This window comes from Burkholderia sp. WSM2232 (assembly GCF_000472545.1).
Classification (GTDB): domain Bacteria; phylum Pseudomonadota; class Gammaproteobacteria; order Burkholderiales; family Burkholderiaceae; genus Paraburkholderia.
Map to the genome: position 1 here is coordinate 123,950 of NZ_AWZV01000014.1, position 24,472 is coordinate 148,421.

The window sequence follows — 24,472 nt, forward strand, 5'->3', positions numbered from 1 at the left end:
CTCCTGCCCGGAGAACCAGCCGCATCAGGCAAGCCCCTTCTTCCGATAGTCGAGCCAGAAAGACAGACCCACGCTCACGAGAATCACAACGGTCGCAATCACCGTGGAATGCGTGACCGGCTCGCCGAGCAGCAGCGCACCAAGCGCCACCGCCACGACCGGATTCACGTACATGCAACTGCTCGCGATGATCGGGCTCGTGTGCCGGATCAGGAAACCGTAGGCAACGTAGGCGGCCATCGTGCCTATCAGCATCAGGTAGATGAACGCCAGCACCGGCAGGAAATGCACTTCCAGCATGCGTTCGCCGGAGACCAACGCGACCATCGTCGACATAGCGCCGCCCAGGCCGATTTGCAGCGACGTGGAGAGAAACAGGTCGGACGGCAGTTTGAGGCGGCTCGCGAGATGGGCGCCGCCCGCCCAGAAGAGCGCGCCGCAGAGAATCGCGAGACTGCCCCCGGCCGATCCTGGCGCGCTGTCGCCGTGGCTCAGAATCGCGATGCCGACGAGCCCGAGCCCCACCGCGAACCACTCGCCTTTGCCGATCTTGCGCCCGGCCACCGCCGCAATCACCGTTGCAAAGAGCGGGACGGTGGCAACCATCACCGCCGCCGTACCGGTGCCGACGGTGCGCATGCCGTACGCCAGCATGCCGCTCGACAAACCGACCAGCATGGTGCCGACAAGCCCGGCATTGCGAATTTCCGCGAAGCTCGGCCATACCGGGTTGCGGCGCGCCGCGAACGCAAACAGACCCACACCCGCGAACAGATTGCGCAGGCCCGACATCAACAAAGGCGGAAACGAGCCGAGCGCGACGTGCACGGCGAGATACGTCGAGCCCCACACCAGATATACGACACCGAGCGCGAGCGCAATCTGGCCGTTGCGCGAGCGCGGCAAACGGATCGGGAAACCACGTGAAAACCAGCTTGAGAGTTCCTGCGACATACCGTCAACCCGCCCACGCCGTTCGGAATTCCCGCTGCGGGGACGGCGGACACCGCATCGGCGATGCGGTCAAACGGGCGAGGCTGGCGGACATGATGGTGGAGCGAAGGGCGATGGTTGGCTAACAGAGAAAGCCATACGGGACTGCGTAGCCGTGCCGGTCGTTGCGGCGGGTTCACGGCTCGCGCGCCGAAAATCCGCGGCGCGCAGCATCGCATTATGCAGTAGGCGCCCCTCGCGTCAGGCGAAAGAATCGTAACTTTTGGTGCGTATGCAACAAAAAGCCGGGGCCACTCCGGGCCCCGGCCTTGCACCTTCACGCGCGCCGCACCTGAAGGTCTATGCGGCGCGCATCCGGACAGGCGCGGCGCGGGGCTGGATGCCAGCTTGCCCGCGCCGCGCGCTGCCGCTGGGCTGCTTAATTGCTCATCGCGCCCGACGCCTCGTGCTTCATGCCCATCGCGTCGCCCTTTTTCATCTTGTCGTGCTTCATGGCGTCTTTTTTCATGTGGTCTTTGGACATCGCGTCTTTCGACATGCCGTCCTTCGACATCGCATCATGCGACATCGCGCCGTCGGACATGGCGCCGCTTGCCTGGGCGAATGCGCCTGCGCTGGTCAGAAATGCGAAGGCGACTGCTGCGATTGCAAACTTCTTCATGGGATCACTCCGTTTGTTGTGGATCAATTGAACCGGCTCGAGCCGGCATATTTCCGAAGCTCCTGCCATCCGGGATCGGCGAGGCGCGCGCGGCGCATGCGCGATCCGCGCGCGTCAGGAGCCTCCGAACCAGTTGTAACCCTGATCGACCCAATAGCCGCCAGGGTAGGTGTTGGTGACGAACATCTCGACGATGTGCTTGGGATTCTTGTAGCCGAGCTTGGTCGGCATGCGCAGTTTCATCGGGAAACCGTACTTCGCTGGCAGTTGCTCGCCGTCGTACGAAAAGGTGAGCAGCGTCTGCGGATGCAGCGCGGTGGGCATGTCGATGCTTTCGTAGTAGTCGTCCGCGCATTTGAAGCCGACGTATTTGGCGGTCGTATCAGCGCCGACGCGCCGCAAAAAGTCGCCGAACGGCGTGCCGCCCCAGCGGCCGATCGCGCTCCACCCTTCCACGCAGATGTGCCGCGTGATCTGCTCGGCGTGCGGCAGCGCGTACAGCTCGGGCAAAGTCCACACGCGCTGGCCGGTCACGAGGCCGCCGATCTTCAGCTTGTAGCCGGACGCGTCGACGTGCGGCACTTCGTCGATACCGTAGTACGCATTGAACGGGAATGGCCGCGTGATCTGCGCCTCCGTGTAAGTCGGCGCGAGCAGCTTCGGATCGAACAACGCAGCTTGCGCGCGATCGTTCAGGCGCGACACGGCGACGAGAAACTTGTTGACCGATTCGTCGTCGGTGAGCGAGCAGCCGGTCAGCAGCGACAGGCCGCCTAGCGACAGCAACTGCTTGCCGAACAGACGCCGCGACGGTATGGAAAGCTCGCGCCTTGCATCGATCAGAATCGACTCGCGGTCCAGCTTGCCGGCGTGCTCGCGCCGCGACGTGTCAGAGGGCTTCTTCATGATTCGGTATCCGTAATATTCGAACTTTGCGCTCGATGCGGCTCAACGTCCGCGCAACATGGCGAGCAGCGAGCGCGGCACGAGCGCGACCATCGCGAGATGCACGACAATGAACGCGGCCATCAGCGCCATCGCGCAGAAATGGACGATGCGTGCGTTGTCGTAGCCGCCCATCAGTTCGCGCAGCAGGGGGAACTGCACCGACTTCCAGATCGCGAGCCCGGATAGCACCAGCACGATCAGATCTAAAACGACGAACAGGTAGGCGAATTTCTGCACCGCGTTATAGAGCCGCAGATCGGCATGCGAGAGCTTGCCCGTCAACGCAGCGACGAAATCGCGCCACACCGCGCGCGGCGTGAGCGGCAGGAATTTGCGCACGAAGCGCCCGCTCGCGAGGTTCAGTGCAACATAGATCAAACCGTTGAACACCAGCAGCCACATTGCGGCAAAGTGCCATTGCAACGCGCCGCCGAGCCAGCCGCCGAGCGTGATTTGCGTCGGAAAACTAAACCAGGCGAAAACCGGCGACGCGTCGTAAATGCGCCAGCCGGACAGCATCATCACAATCGCGGCGAGTGCGTTCAGCCAATGCGTGATGCGCACCCATAGCGGATGAATCGCGCCGCTTGCAGGCGCGGCGGGCGGCGCGGCGCCGCGAACGATATGAGGCGTTGTCATGACAATCTCCTGTAATTCACGACGCGCTTACGGGCAGAAGGCCAGTTCGGCCACTTGCAGCACGTCGCCGGTTGCGGCGTTTTCAACGAACGCGACCACGCCGGCGCGCTCGGCATTAAGGCGGTGGTCGGCGGTATCCCCCGCATTTTCGAGGCGGATGTCGCGGCGAATCTGCGCCGTGCCGCCAACGAGCGGCACCGGCCCGATCCATTGCCGCGCGACCCTTTCGTGATGCAAGGTTGCGCCGCGGTTTTCTCCCGCGCCGACTTGCGAGCTCAGCGCGTTTTCGTACACCGCGACGTACGCATTGAGCGGGGTCGCGACGCCGGTCGCCGCGCTGTCGAAGCGAGCGGTGACATCGAATGCACCAATGCCCGGCCGCGGCTTGATAGCAAGTGCGACGTCGGCCTTTGCGGGCTCGGCAATCAGCTTGCCGACGCGACTCTGGAAACTGTCCGGCTGCGACCAGCTCCTCAACTCGCGGCCCGCCACGAAAACTTCGGGCGTGTAGACCGTGTGGCCGCCGGCAAAATTCGCAAGCATCTGCTGACGCTCGGTGAAACGGTGTTGCGAAAAGCGGTCGGTCCAACCGAGGCTGTTCCAGTAGTCGACGTGCAACGCGAGCGGCACGACGCTTTGCGTGGAACCGCTGTTTTTCCATTGGCCGAGCCACGCGTCGGCGGGCGGGCAGCTATTGCAGCCTTCGCTGCTGTAAAGCTCGACGAGCGCAACCCGATGTGCCGGGCTGTGCGCGCTGCACATGGCGCTGGCAGCGCTCGCGACACCGCTCGCACCCAGCAGCGTGAACGCGGTGACGAGTGCGGCAGCGCGCTGAAGCGGCCGGTGCCGCTGGTGCATGTGGCGCTTGCGCCGGGTGCGCGGCGTGTGTTGCGTGTGTTGCGTGTGTTGCGTGTGTTGCGTGTGTTGCGTGTGGTGCGTGTGGTGCGTGTGGTGCGTGTGGTGCGTGTGGTGCGTGTGGTGCGTGTGTTGCGTGTGCCGCGCGTACTGCGTGCAGTGCTTGAATACTGGTTGCATGGCGTGCTCCGCTCAGGATCTGCACGTTTGTCGAGGCACGCCGCCGGTTATGACACCGCTCTGCAAAATTTTTTTCGCCTCGCATTTGCCATCTGGCGCGGCGAGTGCTCGCGCTATCTCGCCGGTTTGAACCCACGTCAAAACCTACGACGGCGAAAGCTTCGCGAAGGCTGCCGAAAGACGCCGTGCTAACATGCATCTACCGTCCGCGCTGCTTCGCTATGTGGCTTCCATCATCCGGATTCGCGCGGCGCGTCGTTCACTCCATTCGATATCCAACTGCCCTTCATGCGTTTGCCGACCTCACGCTCGTTCACCCGCTTGCGCCCTTGCCGCGCAACCGGTTGCGCGCGCGTGCAGTTCGCGCCGCATGAAGCCGGCGAACGGTTGCGAACGCTTTCGCCGACAACGGCACCGCTTCCCGCCGCCCGGCACTCCGACTGACGCTGTTCGCTCTCCTGCCGAAGCCGCGTCGTCCCTCGAGGGACTGTCGGGGCGCCGGGCCGATCACATCAGCAGGATGTCCTCTCGTCGTAGAGATTGCAGCCGCCGTATAGCAGATTCGAACTGGAGTACCCGTCGTGAAAACCACCCGAAAAGCCAAGCAGTGTTACCTCACCGAACTCGACGTCGCCCGTCTTGAGAAGCACGCCGCCGCGCCGGGCGCGCCTGCCCGCTTCCAGGAAATGCTCGACGACGTGCTGGAGCGTGCCGTGATCGTCGACTCGCGCGAGATTCCCGCCAACGTGGTGACGATGAACTCGCAGGCCACGCTCGTCGACGAAGCGAGCGGCGAGCATATGACATGGACCGTCGTCTATCCGCCCGAAGCCGACTTCGCGCACGGCCGCCTGAATGTGTTTTCGCCGGTGGGCCTCGCGCTGCTAGGCGCAAAGCGCGGCGAGCACATCCGCTTCATGCCGCCAAGCGGCGACGAGAAAGTGTTGAAGCTCGAAAAAATTCTGTATCAGCCAGAAGCCGCCGAAGACTTCACGCGCTAGTCGTTCGTCGCCAACGCATGCGCCGCCCGTGCTGCACCGCGTCATGCGTGGCGGCCCGCGTCAATACAAGCATAGTCCGTAAGCGGCGCATGTAAGAGCGCTGCGCTCAAGCGGGATTCGGGCGCGCGGGCAAATCGCCGGGTCACGCCGCGCCACGCCCGCTGCGCCCGCACCGCATCGCGCATGGGTTGCCAAGCGGCGCCCGGCCGGTGTATCGTGTGCGCTGCTAACGCGGGGGTCCTGCGCAGCACGGGAGTTGGAGGTCCGTGCCATGTGGGTGAGAAATACCCTTTGAACCTGATCTGGATAATGCCAGCGCAGGGAAGCGTACGGATTTCGCACCGCAGCTCCAGGCCTTACTCCTCGCGAATTCCGACTACTTCCATCTCGTCTCCTGCTTAGCGGCCCCACATTGCATGGGACCGGACAAGGCGTGCTATCGCCCGCTCCGGGCCGACACATGGAGAACACGCATGAACGCCAATCCGAAGTTTCTTTCCGCCGACGCCCACGTCGACGAAGCCGCCGTCGCGCCGCTGCCGAATTCCCGCAAGGTCTACGTGACCGGCTCCCGTCCCGACATCCGCGTGCCGATGCGCGAAATCACCCAGGCCGATACGCCTGACAGCTTCGGCGGCGAGAAGAATCCGCCCGTCTACGTCTACGATACGTCGGGCCCGTATTCCGACCCGGACGCGAAGATCGACATTCGCGCCGGTTTGCCGGCGCTGCGTCAGCGCTGGATCGAGGAACGCGGCGACACCGAGGCGCTCACCGGCCTCACGAGCGAATACGGCCGCGAGCGCGCCGCCGACCCGGCCACCGCGGAACTGCGTTTCCAGGGCCTGCACCGTACGCCACGCCGCGCACTGCCCGGCAAGAACGTTTCGCAGATGCACTACGCGCGTAAAGGCATCATCACGCCGGAAATGGAGTACATCGCGATTCGCGAGAACCAGCGCCGCGCCGAATATCTGGAGAGCCTGAAGAAAAGCGGCCCGAACGGTGAAAAACTCGCCGCGATGATGGGCCGCCAGCATCCGGGCCAGGCGTTCGGTGCGAGCGCGTTCGGCCCGAATGGCGTGACCGAGATCACGCCCGAATTCGTGCGCGAAGAAGTGGCGCGCGGCCGCGCGATCATCCCGAACAATATCAATCACCCGGAAAGCGAGCCGATGATCATTGGCCGCAACTTCCTCGTGAAGGTGAACGCGAACATCGGCAACTCGGCGGTGACCTCTTCCATCGGCGAAGAAGTCGACAAGATGACCTGGGCGATCCGCTGGGGCGGCGACACGGTGATGGACCTGTCCACCGGCAAGCACATTCACGAAACGCGCGAGTGGATCATCCGCAATTCGCCGGTGCCGATCGGCACAGTGCCGATCTATCAGGCGCTCGAAAAGGTCAATGGCAAGGCCGAAGACCTGACGTGGGAAATTTTCCGCGACACGCTGATCGAACAGGCCGAGCAAGGCGTCGACTACTTCACGATTCACGCAGGCGTGCGTCTGCAATACGTGCCGCTCACCGCGAAGCGCATGACCGGCATTGTGTCGCGCGGCGGCTCGATCATGGCGAAGTGGTGCCTCGCGCATCACAAGGAAAGCTTCCTGTACGAGCATTTCGAAGACATCTGCGAAATCATGAAGGCGTATGACGTGGCCTTTTCGCTCGGCGACGGCCTGCGCCCCGGCTCGATCTACGACGCGAACGACGAAGCGCAGCTCGGCGAACTGAAGACGCTCGGCGAACTCACGCAGATTGCGTGGAAGCACGACGTGCAGACGATGATCGAAGGCCCCGGCCACGTGCCGATGCAACTGATCAAGGAGAACATGGACCTGCAGCTCGAATGGTGCGACGAAGCGCCCTTCTACACGCTCGGGCCGCTCACCACCGACATCGCGCCGGGCTACGACCACATCACGTCAGGGATCGGCGCGGCGATGATCGGCTGGTTCGGCACGGCCATGCTCTGCTACGTGACGCCGAAGGAGCACCTCGGCTTGCCGAACAAGGACGACGTGAAGACCGGCATCATCACGTACAAGCTCGCTGCGCATGCCGCCGACCTGGCCAAGGGTCATCCGGGCGCGCAGGTGCGCGACAACGCGCTCTCGAAGGCGCGCTTCGAGTTCCGCTGGGAAGACCAGTTCAACCTGGGCCTCGATCCGGACAAGGCGCGCGAATTCCACGACGAAACGCTGCCGAAGGATTCAGCCAAGGTCGCGCATTTCTGCTCGATGTGCGGACCGCACTTCTGCTCGATGAAGATTACCCAGGACGTGCGCGAGTTCGCCGCGCAACAGGGCGTCACCGACGACGAGGCGCTGAAAAAAGGCATGGAAGTGAAGTCGATCGAGTTCATGAAGAAGGGCGCAGAAATCTACCAGCGGCAATGATGGTGGCCGCGCACCGCGCCGGCTGCCACCGGGGTCGATGCGCGCACAACTTCCTCCCGCTCGAAGCCCGCCGCTACGGCGGGCTTTTTTTCGCCACCGGCCAGGCATGGCGCATGCTGCACCGAGAGAAACATTTGATTACGAAACCGTCAGTCTGCTGACAACCTCACACAACTCGATACTGGTTGCAGCGATAAGATCAAACCAACAATTGCATAACGACAGGCGGCTTCTAATCACAACAAAGGGAGTGAGTCATCATGAAATCGATCCGTAAAATGGGTTCGCTTGCGATGATCGTGGCGGTGGTTGCAAGCCTCTCGGCGTGCGAAGGTATGACCACGCGGCAGCGTGACACGGCAATCGGCGCAGGCGTCGGCGGCGCGGCGGGTGCGGTGATCGGCGGCAGCGCGCTGTCTACACTCGGCGGCGCGGCGGTGGGCGGCGTGATCGGCAATCAGGTCGGCAAGTAAGCCCTCGCGTATCACTTGTGTAGGCGGGCGCGGCTGCAAGACCGCGCCCGGTTTGCGGCGGTCAGGCTCAAGTTATGTGGCGTTCGTTACGTGAGGAAAACATCGCTGCATGAGAACTCGCGACGCGGCTCTAGCAGGGCTGCAATTTGGCCGCGAGTTGGCCGCGAGTTGGCCGCGAGTTGGCCGCGAGTTGGCTGCAACCCGGCTGCAACGCGGCGCAATGCGCCGTTACGGTTTTGCAATGTTTATCCCGCACCAGGGGCGTAAGCTCGTGCAATAACGTGCCGGCGAGGGCGTCGGCCACGTTGTTCGCAAATGGAGCGCGTCATGAAGTCCCGCGTCATCAATTCTCTTTTCACGAGGGGTATGCGCCTGCAGCGCATGCATTCTGCGCGATCTATCGGCCACAGCCGGCTCGTGCTGAGCGGCGTCGCGGGCGCGCTGCTGCTGTCGGGCTGCTACTACCCGTACGGCTACTATCCGGCTTACTACCCTTCCGCCTACCCGGCCTATTACGCGACGGTGCCAGCCAGCGCCGCCCAGCGCGAAGTGCCGCTCGGCACGGCAACCGATTCGTCCGGGGGGCCACAGTCAGGGTCGCAGTCGCAGCAGTCGCAGCAGTCGCCGCCGGTTCAACAAGCTCAGCAGGCTCAGCAAGCGCAGCCGCTGCCGGACGCCGCGCCACAGACGTATGTGGTCGCGCAGCCGCCAGTGCCGGTGTACGTGGCGCCCGCTTATCCCGTGTACTATCCGCGGCCAGTCTATCCGGCCTGGTACGGCTATGGCTATCCGGGCTGGTATGGCCCGGCGGTGTCCATCGGCTTCGGCTGGTCGTGGGGCGGTGGCGGGCGGGGGCGGCATCATTGAGGGGTCGAGCACGAGGCTGGTTGACTGTGCCGGTTTTTTTAGGTCGTTTTTGAAGCTCGGCTTCTCGGTAGCAGGTTTCTCGGCCCGGTTTCGTGAAGCCGACTTTCTCGGGCGGCGTCTCGGCCCGGTTTTCTGCAGCCGGTTTCCTCGGGCGGCTCCTCGGGCCGCTTTCCTGAAGCCGACTTCCTGGAAGCAGGCTTCTCAGACCCGGTCTTCTGAAGCCGACTTCCTGGGGCGGCTTCTTCAGGCCGGCATCTCCACCCCGGCTTCCTACAGTCAGCTTCCTGGCCGGCTCCCCAAGCCCCGCCTCTACGGACTGGGTTCGGCAACCAAGAGCTCGAAGCCTTTCCCTCGCGCCATCCGCCTGTCCCCTTCGGGCGCTTGCGCCCTCCTCCCGTACTTTCCCTTCTTGACGCGCGAGCCTCGCGCTCTATTCTTTGTTAGGCCTCACACAGTAAGCGCTTAAAAACCGGGCCGCCCGTTGTTTCCACCGGCGGCGCTCGTCCGTCCAGCACCAGCGACGCGTCCCGTCATTGGCAATTTCGCGTCGATTTCGAACAACAACGAAGGAGACGTGATGTTTCATCAACTGCTCACCCCTGTCGGCAATTCCCTGCCTGAGTCGTTTCTCGTCGCGGCATTGCCGATCATCGTCGTGCTGGTGCTGCTCGGCTGGGCGCGCCGGCCCGCGTGGCAGGCGTCGCTCGCGGGGCTCGTCGTCGGCCTCGCCGTCGCCATTGCCGGATGGAAGTTTCCGGTAGGGCTCGCGCTCGATTCTGTCGCGGCCGGCGCCGTGTTCGCGTGCTGGCCGGTCATGTGGATCGTGTTCACTGCGATCCTGCTCTACAACATCGCGCAGCGTTCGGGCCGCTTCGCCGCGTTTCGCACGTGGATGATCGACAACCTGCCGAACGACCGGCGCGTGGTACTGGTCGTGATCGGTTTCTCGTTCGGCGCGCTGCTCGAAGGTATTTCGGGCTTCGGCACGCCGGTCGCAATCACCAGTTCGCTGCTGATCCTGCTGGGTTTTCCGACGCTCGAGGCGCTCTCGTTCACGCTCATCTTCAACACCGCGCCGGTTGCGTTCGGCGCGCTCGGCGTGCCCATTACAGTGCTCGGTGCGGTCACGCATTTGCCGGCCGATTCGCTCGCCAAAATGGTGGGCCGCCAGTTGCCGTTTTTCGCGCTCCTTCTGCCCTTCTATGTGATCGCCGTCTACGCGGGCTTTCGCAACATGCTGCGCATCTGGCCGGTGTTGCTGGTGTCGGGCGCGAGTTTCGCGCTCACGCAGTTCGTCGCGTCGAACTACGTCAATTACAGTCTGACCGACGTGTTGTCGTCGATGGTTTCGCTGATCGTCACCATCGCGTTTCTGCGCGTATGGAAGCCGGCCGCCGACCCGGCGTTCGCGGTGAACATCGACCGGGTCAGCGACGAGCGCGGCAGAATCGGCGGCGGCCAGGGCTGGTATCCCTGGATCATTGTGTCGGTCGTCGTGATCGTCTGGACAGTGGCCAAGGTCTTTCTGATCGGCGACGTGAAAATTCCCTGGCCGGGGCTCGACAAGGCCGTGTTCATCACGTTGTACAACACGCCGTATGGCGCGATCTGGGACTTCCAGCCGCTCGCCACGGGCACCGCCATTCTGGTCGCGGCCGTCATCACCAGCCTCGTGGTCAGGCTCCGCGCGCGCGAATTCGGCGCCGCCATCGTCGATACGTGGGTGCAGACGCGCATTGCCATTCTGACGGTCGCGACCATCGTCGGACTGGCGTATCTGATGAATTACTCGGGCCTCACCTATACGCTCGGGCTCGGCGTTGCATCGGTCGGACCTTTCTTCCCGCTGGTGTCCGCGTTTCTCGGCTGGGTCGCGGTGTTTCTGTCAGGCAGCGACACATCGGGCAACGCGCTGTTCGGCAATCTGCAAGTAGTCGCGGCCCATCAGTTGAATCTCAACCCGGTGCTGATGGCAGCGACCAATTCGTCGGGCGGCGTGATGGGCAAGATGATCTCGCCGCAAAACATCTCCACGGGCGTGGCGACGACCGACCTCAAAGGCAAGGAAGGCGTGGTTTTCGCGAGAACCTTCAAGCACTCCATTCTGTTGACGGTGCTGCTCGGCATTCTCGTCTGGCTCCAGCAGAACGTGTTGCAAGGAATGATTCCACATTGAAGCCCCGGCGGCGGTGACGCGCGCGGCGGACTCGCGAGTCTGCCACGCCAGCCGTCGCGCTTCGCGGCTGCTCCGTCAGGAGTCGCAATTTTTCTCACATCAGCGTGAGAATTACTCGCTTTGCGCGTCCGACAGGGACGCTTACGATCACGTGTGTCAGACGTCCTCTCCCGGTACTTGCCGTTTCATTCGAACGTGAAACGTTTTGGGCTTTCGCGCTGTTACGATGCGCGTGGCGTCTCGACTCAACCGCGCGCGACGCCACCACAATGACCGCCAAAAACCTCTTTCAATTGTTGATTCTCGCTGCCCTATGGGGCGCGTCGTTTCTGTTTATCCGCGTGGGCGTGACCGACTTCGGCGTGGCTCCGCTGATGGCGCTGCGCGTCGGCATCGGCGCGCTATTTCTCATCGTCGTGCTCCTCGCGCGGCGTCCGTTGCAACAATCCGCGACGATTCTGCGCACACGAGCGTTTCCGCTGCTCGTAGTCGGCATTCTCAATTCGGCCGCGCCGTTCTGCCTGTTCGCTTATGCGGAAATAACGCTCTCCGCGGGCGTCACCTCGGTGATCAACGCGACCACGCCGCTGTGGGGCGGCCTGGTCGCGTTCGTCTGGCTGCGTGATCGGCTAAGCGGGCTGCGCACGCTCGGCCTCGCGATCGGTTTTCTCGGCGTGCTGATGCTGGTATGGGATCAGATCGCCGCGCCGAGCGGTTCCGGCGCCACGCCGCTCGGCACCGCTCTCGCCGCCGGCGCGGCGCTCGGTGCGACGCTGTTGTACGGCATCGCGGCAAACTATACGAAACGTTACCTGACCGGCGTCGATGCGCTCACCGTCGCCGCCGGCACCATGACCGGCGCGACTGTGGTGCTGCTGCCGCTTGCCGTGATCTACTGGCCCGCCGCGCCGGTGTCGCTGCATGCGTGGGGCGCCGTACTCGCGCTCGGCGTCGCATGCACGGGCATCGCCTACATGCTGTTCTTTCACCTGATCGCCGTAGCGGGCCCGGCGCGAGCCATCACGGTCACGTTCGTGATCCCGATCTTCGGCATTTTGTGGGGCGCGCTGTTTCTCGGCGAAGGCGTATCGGCGGGCATGCTCGAAGGCTGCGCAGTTATTCTCGTGGGTACGGCACTGGCGACCGGCGTCGTCAAGCGCTTGCCGTGGTTCGGCACGCGGCACGCAGATACCTGACCCGAGCCTGTGGCAGCCAGCGCGAAAAATAGCCCGCGCTCCAGCGGAGCGCGGGCAAAAAACCGTCGCCCTACGAGGATAGGCGACGGGGCCACCGGGCCCGCGCGTTGGACGCGTGGCCGTCGTTGGGCAGAGCATCGGCTTAATCACCGACGCTCGACTGGTTGAGCAACGTGCGCAAAAGGGGCGCTTGCGTCGGGGCTGCGGCAATCCGGCCCCTTCAAGCTAAAAGCACCTTGTATGCCAGTTATGTAAAAACCGCAGAATGTCGCGGCAACCTGTTGATCTGGCAGGGGATTGGACGGCGTGAGGAAGACTAGCGCAGGCGGCCTGCAGGGTCGCAGGAGAGTTACGTCACCCGGCGTAACGTCAGCGCAGTAACGTGACATCAAGCGGCTGCGGCCTGTGCTTTTCGCGAGACGCGCCGCGGCGCACGCCTTGCGCAGATGGATCGTGCGCAGGTGGAACGCTCTCGGGAAGGGTGCGGCCTCGAGCGAAGGCGAATCAGCGGCGGCCTGCTAGCGCGTGATTGAGCGCGGCCGGGCGGACGCCGGCAAAGGAAGGCCGGGCGTCTGCATAGGCACGCCGGGCGCCTGGGCAGGCAAGCCGCCAGGCAGCAAGCCGCAGGCGGCGCGGAGTCAACGCATCGGCCACTTCGAGCGCAGCACGCCCACCTGCCGGCCCCGCTCAAAACGCGGCTCACGCCGCTCGCGCGGTTGACGCGGGTTGAGTGCCGCGCCGCACACGAGCGCGAGAACCAGCAGGCTCGCCGCCCACATCCAGTAAGGGATCACGTCGAACATGGCCATCTCCGTCGAATGCCGGTTCGTGCCGGCATCCTGGTGACGAGCAAGACTCGTGCGCGGAATTCGCAAGCGAACGCCCGCTGCCCCGCGGTGCGAAAGCCATAAAAAAACCGCCCGGAACATCATGCTCCGGGCGGGTTCTCATACGGCCTGTCGCCGGTTTCCCAGCGACGCGCTCAGTGCAACTGGTCGGCCATCAGAGTCAGGATCTGCCTCGCCTGCGCGCTTTCGTCGATACCACCCTTGTCGTCGACCACCGCTACCCGCGTTTGATCCGGCGTGAGCGCACGCACGTTCACGCGGTACTGCTTCGCGACCTTCTCTTTCTTGCCGTGGAACACCTGGCTCCAGAAACCCTGCTCAGCCGACGACATATCCTTCGGGTCGACATAGCGCACGAAGTAGAGGCCGCGCGTCAGATCGCGGTCGTCGACAGTGAAGTTGCTGCGGTCCAGCGCGAGGCCCACCCGCAGCCAGGCGCGGTCGTAAGGTTCGCCCAGCGTCAGCTCGTTCGACGTTAGCTGCGCCGAGCCGCCCGCCGACTCGGGATCGCGCACGGGCTGCTGTGCCGCCAGCACGACGTTCTGCGCAGCCGTGGCCGCAGCCGCCGACTTCGCACCTGCGCTCGCTGCACCGGGTGCCGCCTGCGCACCCGCGGGCGAGAGCTCGGCGCTCTGCGCGCTGCCCGCCTTCGTGCGCGAATCGGCGAGTGCGAGCGCAGCCATCAGGCGCTTCAGATATTCCTGCTCGAGGCCGGGATCGTTCGGCTTGGGCTGCCACGTGCTCGAGTCGTTGTTCGTGCCGGTCAACGCTTCGCGCATGCCCTTCTGGCTGATGAACACATACGTGCCGCCGTTGGGCGCCGGCTCGAGGCGCGTGCGGTACTTGTTGCGCTCGGACGTGACGTAGCTGTTGCCCATCGCCTTCGACAACGTGCTGCGGATCAGGCCGTCGTTAATCTGCGCGTGCGTTTCGTTCCAGTCGGTCTCCATCACGCCCTTGTCGCGCTGGTCGACGACCAGCAGGAAACCCTGCTCCTGCCAGAACCGGCGAATCTGCGGCCAGGCCTGCGCCGGCGCCTTGTTGTCGATGACGAGCCAGCTTTCCGTGCCGTCGCGCTGAATGTGCATGCCGCTCACCGGCGGCACGACGGACACGGTGTTCGCCGCAGGCGCCTGCGCCTGCACCTGACGCAGCGTGGACAACGAGGTTTCGCCGCCTTGCGGGGGCAAGGAACGCTGATCGGCCGTCTCGTCGATCAGATTCGGCGGGACGGCAAGTGACACCTGCTTCGATTTCGAGTCGCTCTTGTAGTCGACCTTGGTCGGCGACGACGTGCCGCAGCCGGCGACCAGCCCGCCTGCCATCAGCATTACTGCGAACCGCTTGGTAAGACGAAGATCAGTCATGTTCGGGGAATCCTTCCGCTACGCCACGGCAAGTTTCCGTGGATCAACCCAACATTTTACCGATCCCGGCGAGCCCTGTGCAAAAACTGGGGTTTGCCCCGCCCGAGGCCCACTCTTGCGCGAGTCACTTTTAACAATCAACAACCATTCCTAATAGCTTGCCAGAGCGGCGCCAACCTCCTGTCAGGACATTGTTTTCAAAGGCTCTTTTTGAGATTCGACAGCCGCCGTTTTTGGGATGACGCAAACCCGCGAGATTGGCTCCTGGCGTGGTGAGCCAGCACGAGTGCTATCTTCAAAACGCCCTCGCAGTACGACCTGGGCGTCCTACGCAGGAGACAACGTCATGCCACAACCCGATCCTTCCCGCCTTCTGGCTGCCTCCGTAATGGCCGTCGCGACGCTATGCAGCAGCGCGAATGCTTGCGCGCAACTCGGCGCTGTGATGGTGCCCAAACCAGGCGCCAGCGCGCCGCAAAACGTGCTCAACGGCGCGCTGCGCGTGCGCACCTCGACGGATGCGGGCAACACGACCATCAACGAGTATGGGACGAGCAACGGCGAGATCGTCGCCTACACATGGCAAGGGCCGACCATGCCGGATCTGGCCGCGCTGCTCGGCAAGTACGCCGGCTCTTACCGGGCGGGCGCGGCGACTGTGGCGGCGACCGGCAATCTGCACACGTCGCGCGTCGCGCGGCCAGACGTGATCGTCGAATCGGGCGGGCCGATGCGCGGCTACGCGGGCCGCGCCTGGCTTCCCGCCGCGTTGCCGCCGGGCGTGTCGGCGGACGACCTGCACTGAGCGTCGTTCGCACCCGGCGACGCTTGTCGCGGACGCCCGCGGCGCAAGCCGCGCCCGAAGCTCCGACGCCCGCGCCGCGTTCCGCTAGCGCGCATGTCCCGGACAACCACAAAAACTATCGCCCACTGATGCCATGAAACCAAACGCCCTCCTTTGCGCCCTCTTCCTTGTCTGTGCCGCGCTCGCCGCTTGCGGCGGCGGAGGCGGCAGCGCACCGGCCGCCGCCACTGGCGCGAGCGCCCCAGGCGGCGCAGCCAGCGCCCCCGCAGCCTCCGCACCGCTTGCCGCTTCCACGCCCGGCAGCACGAGCGTCGCCCAGTCGAATACGCCAAACGTTCAGCCGATCGTCGTGCACGCCGCACCGCATCTCACGCGCAACATGCTGACCACGAGCGTCACGCTGTGTCAGCCAGGCACCGATAATTGCGCGACCATCGACAACATTCAGGTCGACACCGGCTCGCACGGCCTGCGCATTCTTGCCTCGGCGCTGCCGGCCAGCCTGCCGCTCGCCGCAGTGCCCTCGGGCGGCGGCGTGTCGGGCGAGTGCGCGGTGTTCGGCGGCGGCTACGCGTGGGGCGCCGTACGCAGCGCCGACGTGCGCATGGCCGGACAACTCGCCGCGGCGATTCCGATCCAGCTGATCGCAGATCCTTCCGTGCCGTCGGTGCCCTCGGACTGCGCGGGCTCCGGCCCGTCGATGCTCACGCTCGACACATTGCGCGCCAATGGTATTCTCGGCGTCGGCGTGTTCGCGGCCGACTGCGGCGGCGCCTGCGCGAATGCTGCCTTGCCCCGCTGGTACTACAGCTGCGACGCGAGCGGAGCTTGCCAGCCGAGCGCGCAGCCGCTCGCGCAGCAGGTGGTCAATCCCGTCAGCCGCTTCCCGCTCGACAACAACGGCGTGGTGATCGATCTGCCAGCCATCCCTGACGACGGCGCGCTTACCGTGTCCGGTTCGATGATCTTCGGCATCGGCACACAGGCGAACAACACGCTCGGCGGCGCGGGCGTACTCAAAGGCAGTCCGCAAACCGGCTACGTCAGCACGACGCAGAACGGGCAGCTCTACACGCAAAGCTATCTGGACACGGGCTCGAACGGTGTCTTCTATCGCGACACGCAACTGCCGCAGTGCGGCTACTGGTATTGCCCCGCTTCCACGCAAACAGAGAGCGCGACGATCACCGGAGCGAACGGCGCTTTTAACACGGTGACATTCAATGTCGGCAACTCGCGCGAGCTGTTTGCGTCGGCAAATAATGCTTTCAACAATCTGGCGGGACCTGCCGCGAGCAGTTTCGGCTGGGGTTTGCCGTTCTTTTTCGGCCGGCGCGTGTACACGGCGATTGCCTCGCGCATGACGTCTGCGGGACCGGGGCCGTACTACGCCTTCTGAAGGCAAGACCGCATTTGGCGTGCCGAAAATTCACAAACTCACGCATTGCGTGAATTCGATATTGGGTGGCTGCGATAATGGCCGTTCGCGGCTAACGCTTTCAGCACGATAGTTAGTCATGCGTAACTACCAACCGCCACCCAATGCAAGACGCCACCTTTTCCCTCGACGATTTCGAGCAACTGGTTTATACGCGGCAGCATAACCGCGCAACCATCCAGTTGCTCTGCGCACTTGCGCTGCTGCAGAACAAGCGCGGCCTGCTCGACGAGAGCTTCCTCGCGTCGGGCATGATCGGCCTCACGCCTGCCGAGCAACATCAGCGCTTCTGCACGCGGCTCGCCAGCGGGGCTTCCACACTATTTGCCGATCCGGCATTCACGCCGCCGGCCGAATGTTTCAAACTTTTCTTGACGTTGCACGAATGGGTTGGCTTGCTGTTTTCCGTCACACCGTTGGGCAATGCGGACCATGTGGCGCGCCACCTCAACCCGCGCGGCCCGCAAGACCGGCAGTTTCTCCCCGGCGACAGCTTTGTTGGAAAGCTCTGCATACTCTATTCGACGGAGTCCGAGTTCGAACTGGAGTTTGCTGCGCTGTGGGCGTACGACAAAGTGCTTGCCGCCTGCCTCGCGCTTGTCCTGTTCGCACCGGTTTTCAAGGGTTCGGCGAACGCCCACGTGAAGCGCGAGGCGTTGATCGAATGGCTGCCTGGCAAACTGCAAGAGATCGAAGACCTCGACGATCTGCCCACGGCCTTGCTGCATAACGCCTATATGTTCTGCAGCTACGCGCAGTCGCCTCGCCGGCATGAGATCAAGCGCGATATCAACGTGCTGGTGCGGCGCAAGCTCGCGCAACTCGGTCTGAGCGACCTGCCGGCGGCGCCTGCGCCCGGCGTGGCGAAAGCGAAGGCAAACTCAAAGACCAAGGCGAAGCGGCGCAAGAAGCCGCTCATGCTGGTGGTGCTCGAATGGTTCGGCGGCGCGCATTCTATCTACCGGACGCACTCGCGCACGCTGGAAGCTGCGCGCGAGCATTTCGAAGTGGTGGCCTTCGGCTTCGGCTATGCGCTCGACGACATTGGCCGAGCCGTCTTTGACCGTTTTATCGAACTCGAGGAGCCGGAGTACATTGGCGAATGTCTGCGCACTATTCGCGAGTTTGCCGAGCGGGAAAAGCCGGACGTGCTGTACATGCCGAGCGTCGGCATGTTCGTGATGACCATCTTCATGTCGAATCTGCGGGTCGCGCCGCTGCAGATTGCGGGGCTCGGGCACCCGGCCACCACGCATTCGGACAAAATCGACTACATCAGCGTCGAGGAAGACTATCTGGGCGATCCGGCCTGCTTCAGCGAGCGCATCATGAAGCTGCCGAAAGACGGGCAGCCGTACCGGCCCTCCGTTGCGCTGCCAGCCATTGTCCCGGCTGTCGTTCCTGGGGTCGTTCCTACTGTCGTCGCGTCCAGGGGGGCGCAGCGCGCCACGCTGCAAGTGGTCATTACCGCGAGCGCGATGAAGCTCAACCCCGCGTTTCTCGATGCATGCCGGGAAATCGGGGAGCGCGCCACATCGCCTGTCGAGTTTCATTTCATGAGCGGCGTACACCCCGGTCTGCCGCTCGACCATATGCGCGAGGTAATTGGCCGCGCGTTGCCTGGCTCCGTCGTGCATGGGTTCCATCAGTATCCGAGCTACATGGAGCGGGTCAATAGCTCGGATCTGTTCCTCAGCCCGTTTCCGTTCGGCAATACCAATGGCATCGTCGACGCGCTCACACTCGGCCTGCCTGGCGTGTGCATGCGCGGGCGCGAGGTGTTCGAGCGTATTGATAGCGCGCTCTTCCAGCGCGTGGGCATGCCGCCGTGGACAACGGCAGACGACACAGCGGGCTATATTGCGGCAGCCGTCCGCATGATCGACGGGCATGACGAACGCATAGCGTTGCGGCAGCGGTTGCTCGATACACAAGCGGTCGAGCGTTGCTTTGAAGGCCGCCCGGAAGCGTTTCCCGAAAGCGTCCTCGCCCTGATGAAAAAAACGCATAGCCGGCGTGAGGTCGAGGTAACGAGTTGAGCGTTGGGCGGCTAACAGTTGCCTGAGGGCCGACGCAGCCGTCGGCCAATTACGCTGGGTGTGGCGCCGCCGGTGCAACCGGTACTGGCGTGCGTGAGTCTGTGTTCTCGCATGGCATGGCCACGGCGGCGGCGCTCAGCCGTGGCTTCAGCCGTGACTCGCTTCGCGAGCGCGGATAATCGTTGCGTGGTGGAGCTTTGTTCGCCCGCTTTATTCGCCCGCTTTGTTCGCCCGCTTTGTTCGCCCGCTTTGTTCGCCCGCTTTGTTCGCCCGCTTTGTTCGCCCGCTTTGTTCGCCCGCTTTATTTGTCCGCTTTACTCGTCCGCTTTACTCGTCCGCTTTACTCGTCCGCTTTACTCGTCCGCTTTACTCGTCCGCTTTACTCGTCCGCTTCGCTCTCGTCTTGCCCCGACGGCGCAGCCAGCTTTGCCGGCGCAAGCCAGCTAAACGTACCGAGAACGGGGCCATGAAAGGTGCATTCGGCGGCCGCGGCTTGAACGACCTTTTTCGGCTTGTCCGACTTGGGCGCTTGCGCAGCCGCTCGGGCCTCGGAAGCCGCTGACGGCGAAGACGAAAGCGCAGAGTCCGGCTCATGCGACCCGTAAGCTCCGGAACTCGCCGTTGCTCCGGGTCTGGTTCCGGCCGATGCTTGCGTCAAAGTTCCCGCCGAATTTCCCGCCGAGCCTTCCGTCCGCGATTGCGCCGCGGTCCCCGACATTTTTCTGGCTGTCGTTGCGGCCGTTGCTCCGGCTTCGGACCCCGCCATCGTCCGCGCCGCAACGGCCGAAGCGGCACGCGCCGCCGCAACTTCGGACGCCGTCATCACATGTTCGATCGACCCCTCCACCACCACGCGCGAACCGTCGATACCAGCGCCTGTATGGCGGATCTTCAGCGTATCGGACGATGTCTCCGCCAGCTTGCTGCGCATTAACTGCTCGCACGCGTCGGAGTTCTTGTAGACAGCGGTGCAGGCCGCGAGCAGTACCGCAGCGCTCGAGACGCACGCGAGAGTGAGAATCCGAATCTTCATTGACGTTCCGTTTGTCAAACCGTCGGGAATTGTAGCCTGGGCGCGTGCACGAGCCCGTGCTTGACGCCGTCCCAATAATATGTTCCCATTGCGCACTATGTACCGCGCCCAGACCACCCTCTCGCTACTACTAGCCCGCTCTACCGGGCTAGGTCTGCTGCTGCGCGCTTCCAACTGAATCACCCGAAGCACCGCATAATTTCCCAGTAACTGACCAGCCCCGGTTCCCGACCGGCGGCCCTGCTTTACGTTTTTGTCGTCCGGTCGACTACCTGCCTGTCGAATCCACGGACGATGAAAATGTTGAAAAACCCTGCCACCAAGTACCGCTCGTTCAAGCCCATCAATTTGACGGACCGCCAGTGGCCGTCGCGCACCATTACGCGCGCACCCATCTGGATGAGCACCGACCTGCGCGACGGCAACCAGGCACTGTTCGAGCCGATGAACAGCGAGCGCAAGATGCGCATGTTCAAGACGCTGGTGCAGATCGGCTTCAAGGAAATCGAGGTCGCGTTCCCGTCGGCGTCGCAAACCGATTTCAATTTCGTGCGCGAGCTGATCGAGGGCGGCCACATTCCCGACGACGTCACGATCGAAGTGTTGACGCAGGCTCGCGACGACCTGATCGAACGCACCTTCGAATCGTTGCGTGGTGCGCCGCGCGCGATCGTCCACCTGTACAACGCAACGGCGCCGGAATTCCGCAAGATCGTGTTCGGCCTCGATCAGAACGGCGTAAAGGAACTCGCGCAAAAAGCCGCGCGCACCATGAAGCGTCTTGCCGACGCCGCGCCGCAAACGCACTTCACGCTGCAGTACAGTCCGGAAGTGTTCAGCGGCACCGAACTCGAATTCGCCAAGGAAGTCTGCGACGCCGTATTCGACATCTGGCAACCGACGCCTGAGCACAAGGCCATCGTCAACCTGCCGGCCACCGTCGAAATGGCCACCCCGAATGTGTACGCCGACCAGATCGAATGGATGCACCGCAACCTCGCCCGGCGCGATTCGCTGATCGTCTCCGTGCATCCGCATAACGACCGCGGCACGGCTGTCGCCGCCGCGGAACTCGCGGTGATGGCCGGTGCGGACCGCATCGAAGGGTGCCTGTTCGGCAACGGCGAACGCACTGGCAACGTGGACCTCGTCACGCTGGCGTTGAATCTGTATACGCAGGGCGTCGACCCGGGGCTCGACTTTTCGAACATCAACGAAGTCGCGCGCACCGCCGAAGAATGCACGCAGTTGCCGGTGCACCCCCGTCATCCATATGTCGGCGACCTGGTGTTCACGGCGTTCTCCGGCTCGCACCAGGACGCGATCAAGAAGGGCTTTGCCGCGCAGAAGCCGGACGCGCTGTGGGAAGTGCCTTATATGCCGATCGATCCGAACGACCTGGGCCGCACATACGACTCCGTGATTCGCGTGAACAGCCAGTCGGGCAAGGGCGGCATTGCGTATCTGCTCGAGCAGAGCTACGGCGTCGTGTTGCCGCGCCGCCTGCAGGTGGATTTCAGCTCGGCCGTGCAGCGCTTTACCGATACGAGCGGACAGGAAGTCACCTCGCCGCAGATCTGGGAATTGTTCCAGCAGGAATATGTGCGCACCGCCGCGCCGGTTCATTACGTCGGCCACAGCCTGTCCGAGCAGGATGGACGCGAGCGCATCAAGCTGACCGTCGACATCAACGGCGCGCGCCGCGTGTTGCACGGTGAAGGCAACGGTCCGCTGGACGCCCTCATGCACGCGCTCGACGTGCCGGTGCGCGTCCAGCACTACGAGGAGCGCGCGTTGACGCAAGGCGCGGATGCCCGCGCGGTGGCCGTCGCTGAAATGGCCGGCGCAGACGTGACCGGCAGCGCGTTCGGCGTGGGTATCGACGCCAATCTGGTGACGGCGTCGATTCGCGCGGTAATCAGCGGTGTGAACCGCGCTTATGCGCGTGCCAGCGAGGAAGCGAAGCAACGCTTCTTCGACACGGCGCTGAGCGACGAAGCAGAGCGCGCGGAAGCATGAGCCGCGGCTAGCCGGGCGGCGATGACCAGACTCGCAAAAGGGCGCTCAGTCTGAGCCACTGCGCCGCGAGTTCGAGGAAACGGTGAAACACCCCGAAAGGCTGGACCTGTGTCCGACTTCTGGGGTGCAGTTTTTTTGGCTCGCAGCATTCTTTGCTCTTTACAGCCAACCCGAGCGGCACACCTGCGCAGACGTGCCGCACGACCGACCCGGCCTTCTACTCAGTCCACGCATCAGGCAAGCTGTGCGTGAGCGTCGACACGAAACGCGCGGTCTCCTCCTGCTTCGGCCGCATGAAGACATCGCGCGACGGCCCCGACTCCACGACCACGCCATTGTTCAGAAACACCACGTCGCGCGCGATCGTCGCCGCGAGCCGCAAGTCGTGCGTCGCCATCAGCATGGTCATGCCTTCGCTCGCGAGCTGCTTGAGCACTTCCACCACTTCGGCGGCAAGGCCCGGATCGAGCGCGGAGGTCGGTTCGTCGCACAGCAACACTTCGGGCGACGGCGCCAACGCGCGCGCAATCGCCACGCGTTGCTGTTGCCCGCCCGAGAGGGTGACGGGCCACGCGTCGCCCTTATGAGCGATACCGACTTTTTCCAGTAGTTCGTCGGCGCGGGCGCGCGCTTTTTCCTTGTCCCACTTGAGCACGGTCAGCAGCCCTTCCATCACGTTCTGACGCACCGTCAGATGCGGAAACAGCTGGAAGTTCTGAAACACCATGCCGGTACGGCGCCGAATGGTGAGCACTGTTTCGCGCGACGGCCTCTCGTCCTGAGTGAAGGTGAGTTTCTGATCGCCGATTTCCAGCGAACCGGCTTCGGGAATCTCGAGCAGATTCACGCAGCGCAGCAGCGTACTTTTGCCGCTGCCCGACGGACCGATGAGCGCAGTTACGTTGCCCTGCGCCAGATGCAGATCGACCGAATCGAGCACACGGTGTCCGCTAAAGTACTTGTCGATTTTTTCCAGTCGGATCATCAGTTGCCCGCCTGAAAGAGTGCGTGACGGCCGAACTTGCGCTCGAGCCTCACCTGCGCCGACGACAGCACCGAGCTGAACAGCAGATACACGAGCGCGGCCTCGGTATACAGAATCAACGGTTCGTAGGTCACCGAAGCAATTCGCTGCGCGGCCTGGAACACCTCGGGCACGGTCAGCACGGCCGCGAGCGAGGTGTCCTTCACGAGCGCGATAAACGAGTTGGATAGCGGGGGCAGCGCGACGCGCGCCGCTTGCGGAAGAATCGCGCGGCGCAGCGCCTGCTCGCGCGTCATGCCCATCGAATACGCGGCTTCCCACTGCCCTTTCGGGATCGACTCGATCACGCCGCGTATCACCTCGGAGTTGTACGCGCCCACGTTCAGCGAAAATCCGATAATCGCCGCGGTCAACGGATCGAGCACGATGCCGACGTTCGGCAAGCCGTAGAAGATCACGAATAGTTGCACGAGCAACGGCGAGCCGCGAAAGAGCCACACGTAAAAGCGCACCGCCGCCACCGCCCACTTCGGCCCGAACAGCCGCACGAGCGCGACGATAAACGCGAGCGCAAGCCCGATAGCGAACGACGCCAGCGTGAGCGGCACCGTGAACACGAGCCCCGCATACAGCAGGGGCCACAGCGACTGCGCCATCAGATGCAACCATGCCGGCATGATTCAGACTCGCAAAAGGCGTTTACTGGGAGACGTCCTTGCCGAAGTACTTCTGCGAAATCTTCGCGTACGTGCCGTCTTTCTTCATATCCGCGAGCGCCTTGTTGATGGCCGCGACGAGCTCCGGGCTGCCCTTGCGGATCAGCACAGCGGACTTGTCGCTGCTCTCGCCCGACGTATCCAGCGCGGCGATCTTCACCTTCGCATTCGGCTTGTGCTTCTTGAAGTCGAGGAACGACAGTGAATCGTTGACGGTTGCGTCCACCCGGCCGGCGGTCAACAGGTCGATCGATTCGTTAAAGCCCTGCACCGGGATCACTTCCGCGCCGTGGGCCACCGCGATCTTGCCGAAGTTGCTGGTGAGCGTATTGGCCGACTTCTTGCCCTTCAGGTCGCCGAAGGTTTTGATGGTGGTGTTGTCCGAGCGCACGATCAGCACCGCGTGCGACGTGATGTATGGGTCCGAGAAATCGTACTTCGCCTTGCGCGCGTCCGTGACCGCGACTTCATTGATCACCGCGTCGTAGCGGTTCACGTCGAGCCCCGCGATCAGGCCGTCCCATTTGCCTTCGACGAATTGCGGCTTGACGCCCAGGCGCTGCGCGATCTGCGTGCCGATCTCCACGTCGAAGCCGGTGAGCTTGCCCGATTCATCGTGGTACGTGAACGGCGCATAAGTGCCTTCGGTGCCGATCCTGAACACGCCCGAGGACTTGATCTGCGCGAATTCATCGGCTGCGAAGACGGGGCTCGCGGCGACCGCAAGCAGCGCAACCAGAAGGATGGAACGAATCGACTTCATGAGAGGCTCCCTAAAGTGGCCAGGCCGAATGCCTGGTGTGGCCAGGCCGTATGCCTGGTCTTGTGTCGGCAGTTCCGCAGACGAGCTCGCCCGGCGGAGTGGGC

21 protein-coding genes and 1 riboswitch are annotated in these 24,472 nt (G+C 63.6%); of the genes, 10 read left to right on the forward strand and 11 right to left on the reverse strand.

What is annotated here, in order from left to right:
- Positions 1 to 24: 24 nt before the first annotated feature.
- The 5 genes from F757_RS0114965 to F757_RS0114985 form a co-directional block, all read right to left on the reverse strand.
- The gene (locus F757_RS0114965; protein WP_027212099.1) at positions 25 to 954 is read right to left on the reverse strand and encodes an EamA family transporter; all 930 of its coding nucleotides are present in this window, start codon (positions 952 to 954) and stop codon (positions 25 to 27) included.
- A gap of 418 nt (positions 955 to 1,372) precedes the next feature.
- Positions 1,373 to 1,615 (reverse strand): pentapeptide MXKDX repeat protein, encoded by a 243-nt coding sequence (locus tag F757_RS0114970; RefSeq protein ID WP_027212100.1) that lies wholly within the window; start codon positions 1,613 to 1,615, stop codon positions 1,373 to 1,375.
- A 114-nt stretch (positions 1,616 to 1,729) separates the two neighbouring features.
- On the reverse strand, positions 1,730 to 2,521 hold the full coding sequence (locus F757_RS0114975; protein WP_027212101.1) for a molybdopterin-dependent oxidoreductase: 792 nt from the start codon (positions 2,519 to 2,521) through the stop codon (positions 1,730 to 1,732).
- A 42-nt stretch (positions 2,522 to 2,563) separates the two neighbouring features.
- Complete coding sequence (locus F757_RS0114980) at positions 2,564 to 3,202, reverse strand: cytochrome b/b6 domain-containing protein (protein WP_027212102.1); 639 nt, start codon at positions 3,200 to 3,202, stop codon at positions 2,564 to 2,566.
- A gap of 27 nt (positions 3,203 to 3,229) precedes the next feature.
- Entirely contained in the window at positions 3,230 to 4,060 is an 831-nt protein-coding gene (locus F757_RS0114985; RefSeq protein WP_027212103.1) for a DUF1223 domain-containing protein, read from the reverse strand.
- Positions 4,061 to 4,818: 758 nt separating this feature from the next.
- Here F757_RS0114985 and F757_RS0114995 point away from each other — a divergent pair.
- The 6 genes from F757_RS0114995 (at position 4,819) to F757_RS0115030 (ending at position 12,355) form a co-directional block, all read left to right on the forward strand.
- Complete coding sequence (locus F757_RS0114995; RefSeq protein WP_027212105.1) at positions 4,819 to 5,238, forward strand: GreA/GreB family elongation factor; 420 nt, start codon at positions 4,819 to 4,821, stop codon at positions 5,236 to 5,238.
- A gap of 223 nt (positions 5,239 to 5,461) precedes the next feature.
- A riboswitch (TPP riboswitch) is annotated at positions 5,462 to 5,580 on the forward strand.
- Between the two features lie 131 nt (positions 5,581 to 5,711).
- Positions 5,712 to 7,643 (forward strand): phosphomethylpyrimidine synthase ThiC, encoded by a 1,932-nt coding sequence (gene thiC, locus F757_RS0115000; protein ID WP_013338692.1) that lies wholly within the window; start codon positions 5,712 to 5,714, stop codon positions 7,641 to 7,643.
- A 260-nt stretch (positions 7,644 to 7,903) separates the two neighbouring features.
- On the forward strand, positions 7,904 to 8,116 hold the full coding sequence (locus tag F757_RS0115010) for a glycine zipper 2TM domain-containing protein (protein WP_013338691.1): 213 nt from the start codon (positions 7,904 to 7,906) through the stop codon (positions 8,114 to 8,116).
- Positions 8,117 to 8,443: 327 nt separating this feature from the next.
- Complete coding sequence (locus F757_RS0115015; protein WP_027212106.1) at positions 8,444 to 8,983, forward strand: hypothetical protein; 540 nt, start codon at positions 8,444 to 8,446, stop codon at positions 8,981 to 8,983.
- A 577-nt stretch (positions 8,984 to 9,560) separates the two neighbouring features.
- A complete protein-coding gene (locus tag F757_RS0115025) occupies positions 9,561 to 11,159 on the forward strand; it encodes an L-lactate permease (RefSeq protein ID WP_027212108.1) in 1,599 nt (532 codons plus the stop codon).
- A 269-nt stretch (positions 11,160 to 11,428) separates the two neighbouring features.
- Entirely contained in the window at positions 11,429 to 12,355 is a 927-nt protein-coding gene (locus F757_RS0115030) for a DMT family transporter (RefSeq protein ID WP_027212109.1), read from the forward strand.
- Between the two features lie 638 nt (positions 12,356 to 12,993).
- Here the strand turns inward: F757_RS0115030 and F757_RS36205 are convergent.
- Both F757_RS36205 and bamC read right to left on the reverse strand, forming a co-directional pair.
- On the reverse strand, positions 12,994 to 13,158 hold the full coding sequence (locus F757_RS36205) for a hypothetical protein (protein ID WP_198021401.1): 165 nt from the start codon (positions 13,156 to 13,158) through the stop codon (positions 12,994 to 12,996).
- A gap of 179 nt (positions 13,159 to 13,337) precedes the next feature.
- A complete protein-coding gene (gene bamC, locus F757_RS0115040; RefSeq protein ID WP_027212110.1) occupies positions 13,338 to 14,570 on the reverse strand; it encodes an outer membrane protein assembly factor BamC in 1,233 nt (410 codons plus the stop codon).
- A gap of 346 nt (positions 14,571 to 14,916) precedes the next feature.
- On the opposite strand from bamC, the gene F757_RS0115045 reads away from it, so the two are divergent.
- The 3 genes from F757_RS0115045 to F757_RS0115055 all read left to right on the forward strand — a co-directional run bounded on the left by F757_RS0115045 (position 14,917) and on the right by F757_RS0115055 (position 18,852).
- Positions 14,917 to 15,375, forward strand: a complete 459-nt coding sequence (locus F757_RS0115045; RefSeq protein WP_027212111.1) for a DUF2844 domain-containing protein — start codon at positions 14,917 to 14,919, stop codon at positions 15,373 to 15,375.
- Positions 15,376 to 15,508: 133 nt separating this feature from the next.
- Positions 15,509 to 16,774 (forward strand): DUF3443 domain-containing protein, encoded by a 1,266-nt coding sequence (locus tag F757_RS0115050; protein ID WP_027212112.1) that lies wholly within the window; start codon positions 15,509 to 15,511, stop codon positions 16,772 to 16,774.
- Positions 16,775 to 16,917: 143 nt separating this feature from the next.
- Positions 16,918 to 18,852: a hypothetical protein gene (locus F757_RS0115055; RefSeq protein WP_027212113.1), complete on the forward strand. Its 1,935-nt coding sequence runs from the start codon at positions 16,918 to 16,920 to the stop codon at positions 18,850 to 18,852.
- A 379-nt stretch (positions 18,853 to 19,231) separates the two neighbouring features.
- Here the strand turns inward: F757_RS0115055 and F757_RS0115060 are convergent, their stop codons facing one another.
- The gene (locus tag F757_RS0115060; protein WP_027212114.1) at positions 19,232 to 19,885 is read right to left on the reverse strand and encodes a hypothetical protein; all 654 of its coding nucleotides are present in this window, start codon (positions 19,883 to 19,885) and stop codon (positions 19,232 to 19,234) included.
- Between the two features lie 300 nt (positions 19,886 to 20,185).
- Between F757_RS0115060 and leuA the strand changes: the two genes are divergently transcribed.
- The gene (leuA, locus tag F757_RS0115065) at positions 20,186 to 21,904 is read left to right on the forward strand and encodes a 2-isopropylmalate synthase (protein WP_027212115.1); all 1,719 of its coding nucleotides are present in this window, start codon (positions 20,186 to 20,188) and stop codon (positions 21,902 to 21,904) included.
- A gap of 217 nt (positions 21,905 to 22,121) precedes the next feature.
- Here the strand turns inward: leuA and F757_RS0115070 are convergent, their stop codons facing one another.
- Genes F757_RS0115070 through F757_RS0115080 form a run of 3 tightly spaced genes read right to left on the reverse strand, consistent with a single transcriptional unit; the run spans position 22,122 to position 24,368 of the window.
- A complete protein-coding gene (locus F757_RS0115070; RefSeq protein ID WP_027212116.1) occupies positions 22,122 to 22,889 on the reverse strand; it encodes an amino acid ABC transporter ATP-binding protein in 768 nt (255 codons plus the stop codon).
- A complete protein-coding gene (locus F757_RS0115075) occupies positions 22,889 to 23,566 on the reverse strand; it encodes an amino acid ABC transporter permease (protein ID WP_013338679.1) in 678 nt (225 codons plus the stop codon). The genes F757_RS0115070 and F757_RS0115075 overlap by 1 nt, the downstream gene beginning before the upstream one ends.
- Positions 23,567 to 23,588: 22 nt before the next feature.
- The gene (locus F757_RS0115080; protein ID WP_027212117.1) at positions 23,589 to 24,368 is read right to left on the reverse strand and encodes an amino acid ABC transporter substrate-binding protein; all 780 of its coding nucleotides are present in this window, start codon (positions 24,366 to 24,368) and stop codon (positions 23,589 to 23,591) included.
- Between the last annotated feature and the right edge of the window lie 104 nt (positions 24,369 to 24,472).

Bases quoted from the DNA above. Each gene is read 5' to 3' on its own strand.
- F757_RS0114965 (WP_027212099.1), bottom strand. From the start codon at position 954: ATGTCGCAGGAACTCTCAAGCTGGTTTTCACGTGGTTTCCCGATCCGT.
- F757_RS0114970 (WP_027212100.1), bottom strand. From the start codon at position 1,615: ATGAAGAAGTTTGCAATCGCAGCAGTCGCCTTCGCATTTCTGACCAGC.
- F757_RS0114975 (WP_027212101.1), bottom strand. From the start codon at position 2,521: ATGAAGAAGCCCTCTGACACGTCGCGGCGCGAGCACGCCGGCAAGCTG.
- F757_RS0114980 (WP_027212102.1), bottom strand. From the start codon at position 3,202: ATGACAACGCCTCATATCGTTCGCGGCGCCGCGCCGCCCGCCGCGCCT.
- F757_RS0114985 (WP_027212103.1), bottom strand. From the start codon at position 4,060: ATGCACCAGCGGCACCGGCCGCTTCAGCGCGCTGCCGCACTCGTCACC.
- thiC (WP_013338692.1), top strand. From the start codon at position 5,712: ATGAACGCCAATCCGAAGTTTCTTTCCGCCGACGCCCACGTCGACGAA.
- F757_RS0115010 (WP_013338691.1), top strand. From the start codon at position 7,904: ATGAAATCGATCCGTAAAATGGGTTCGCTTGCGATGATCGTGGCGGTG.
- F757_RS0115015 (WP_027212106.1), top strand. From the start codon at position 8,444: ATGAAGTCCCGCGTCATCAATTCTCTTTTCACGAGGGGTATGCGCCTG.
- F757_RS0115025 (WP_027212108.1), top strand. From the start codon at position 9,561: ATGTTTCATCAACTGCTCACCCCTGTCGGCAATTCCCTGCCTGAGTCG.
- F757_RS0115030 (WP_027212109.1), top strand. From the start codon at position 11,429: ATGACCGCCAAAAACCTCTTTCAATTGTTGATTCTCGCTGCCCTATGG.
- F757_RS36205 (WP_198021401.1), bottom strand. From the start codon at position 13,158: ATGTTCGACGTGATCCCTTACTGGATGTGGGCGGCGAGCCTGCTGGTT.
- bamC (WP_027212110.1), bottom strand. From the start codon at position 14,570: ATGACTGATCTTCGTCTTACCAAGCGGTTCGCAGTAATGCTGATGGCA.
- F757_RS0115045 (WP_027212111.1), top strand. From the start codon at position 14,917: ATGCCACAACCCGATCCTTCCCGCCTTCTGGCTGCCTCCGTAATGGCC.
- F757_RS0115050 (WP_027212112.1), top strand. From the start codon at position 15,509: ATGAAACCAAACGCCCTCCTTTGCGCCCTCTTCCTTGTCTGTGCCGCG.
- F757_RS0115055 (WP_027212113.1), top strand. From the start codon at position 16,918: ATGCAAGACGCCACCTTTTCCCTCGACGATTTCGAGCAACTGGTTTAT.
- F757_RS0115060 (WP_027212114.1), bottom strand. From the start codon at position 19,885: ATGAAGATTCGGATTCTCACTCTCGCGTGCGTCTCGAGCGCTGCGGTA.
- leuA (WP_027212115.1), top strand. From the start codon at position 20,186: ATGTTGAAAAACCCTGCCACCAAGTACCGCTCGTTCAAGCCCATCAAT.
- F757_RS0115070 (WP_027212116.1), bottom strand. From the start codon at position 22,889: ATGATCCGACTGGAAAAAATCGACAAGTACTTTAGCGGACACCGTGTG.
- F757_RS0115075 (WP_013338679.1), bottom strand. From the start codon at position 23,566: ATGCCGGCATGGTTGCATCTGATGGCGCAGTCGCTGTGGCCCCTGCTG.
- F757_RS0115080 (WP_027212117.1), bottom strand. From the start codon at position 24,368: ATGAAGTCGATTCGTTCCATCCTTCTGGTTGCGCTGCTTGCGGTCGCC.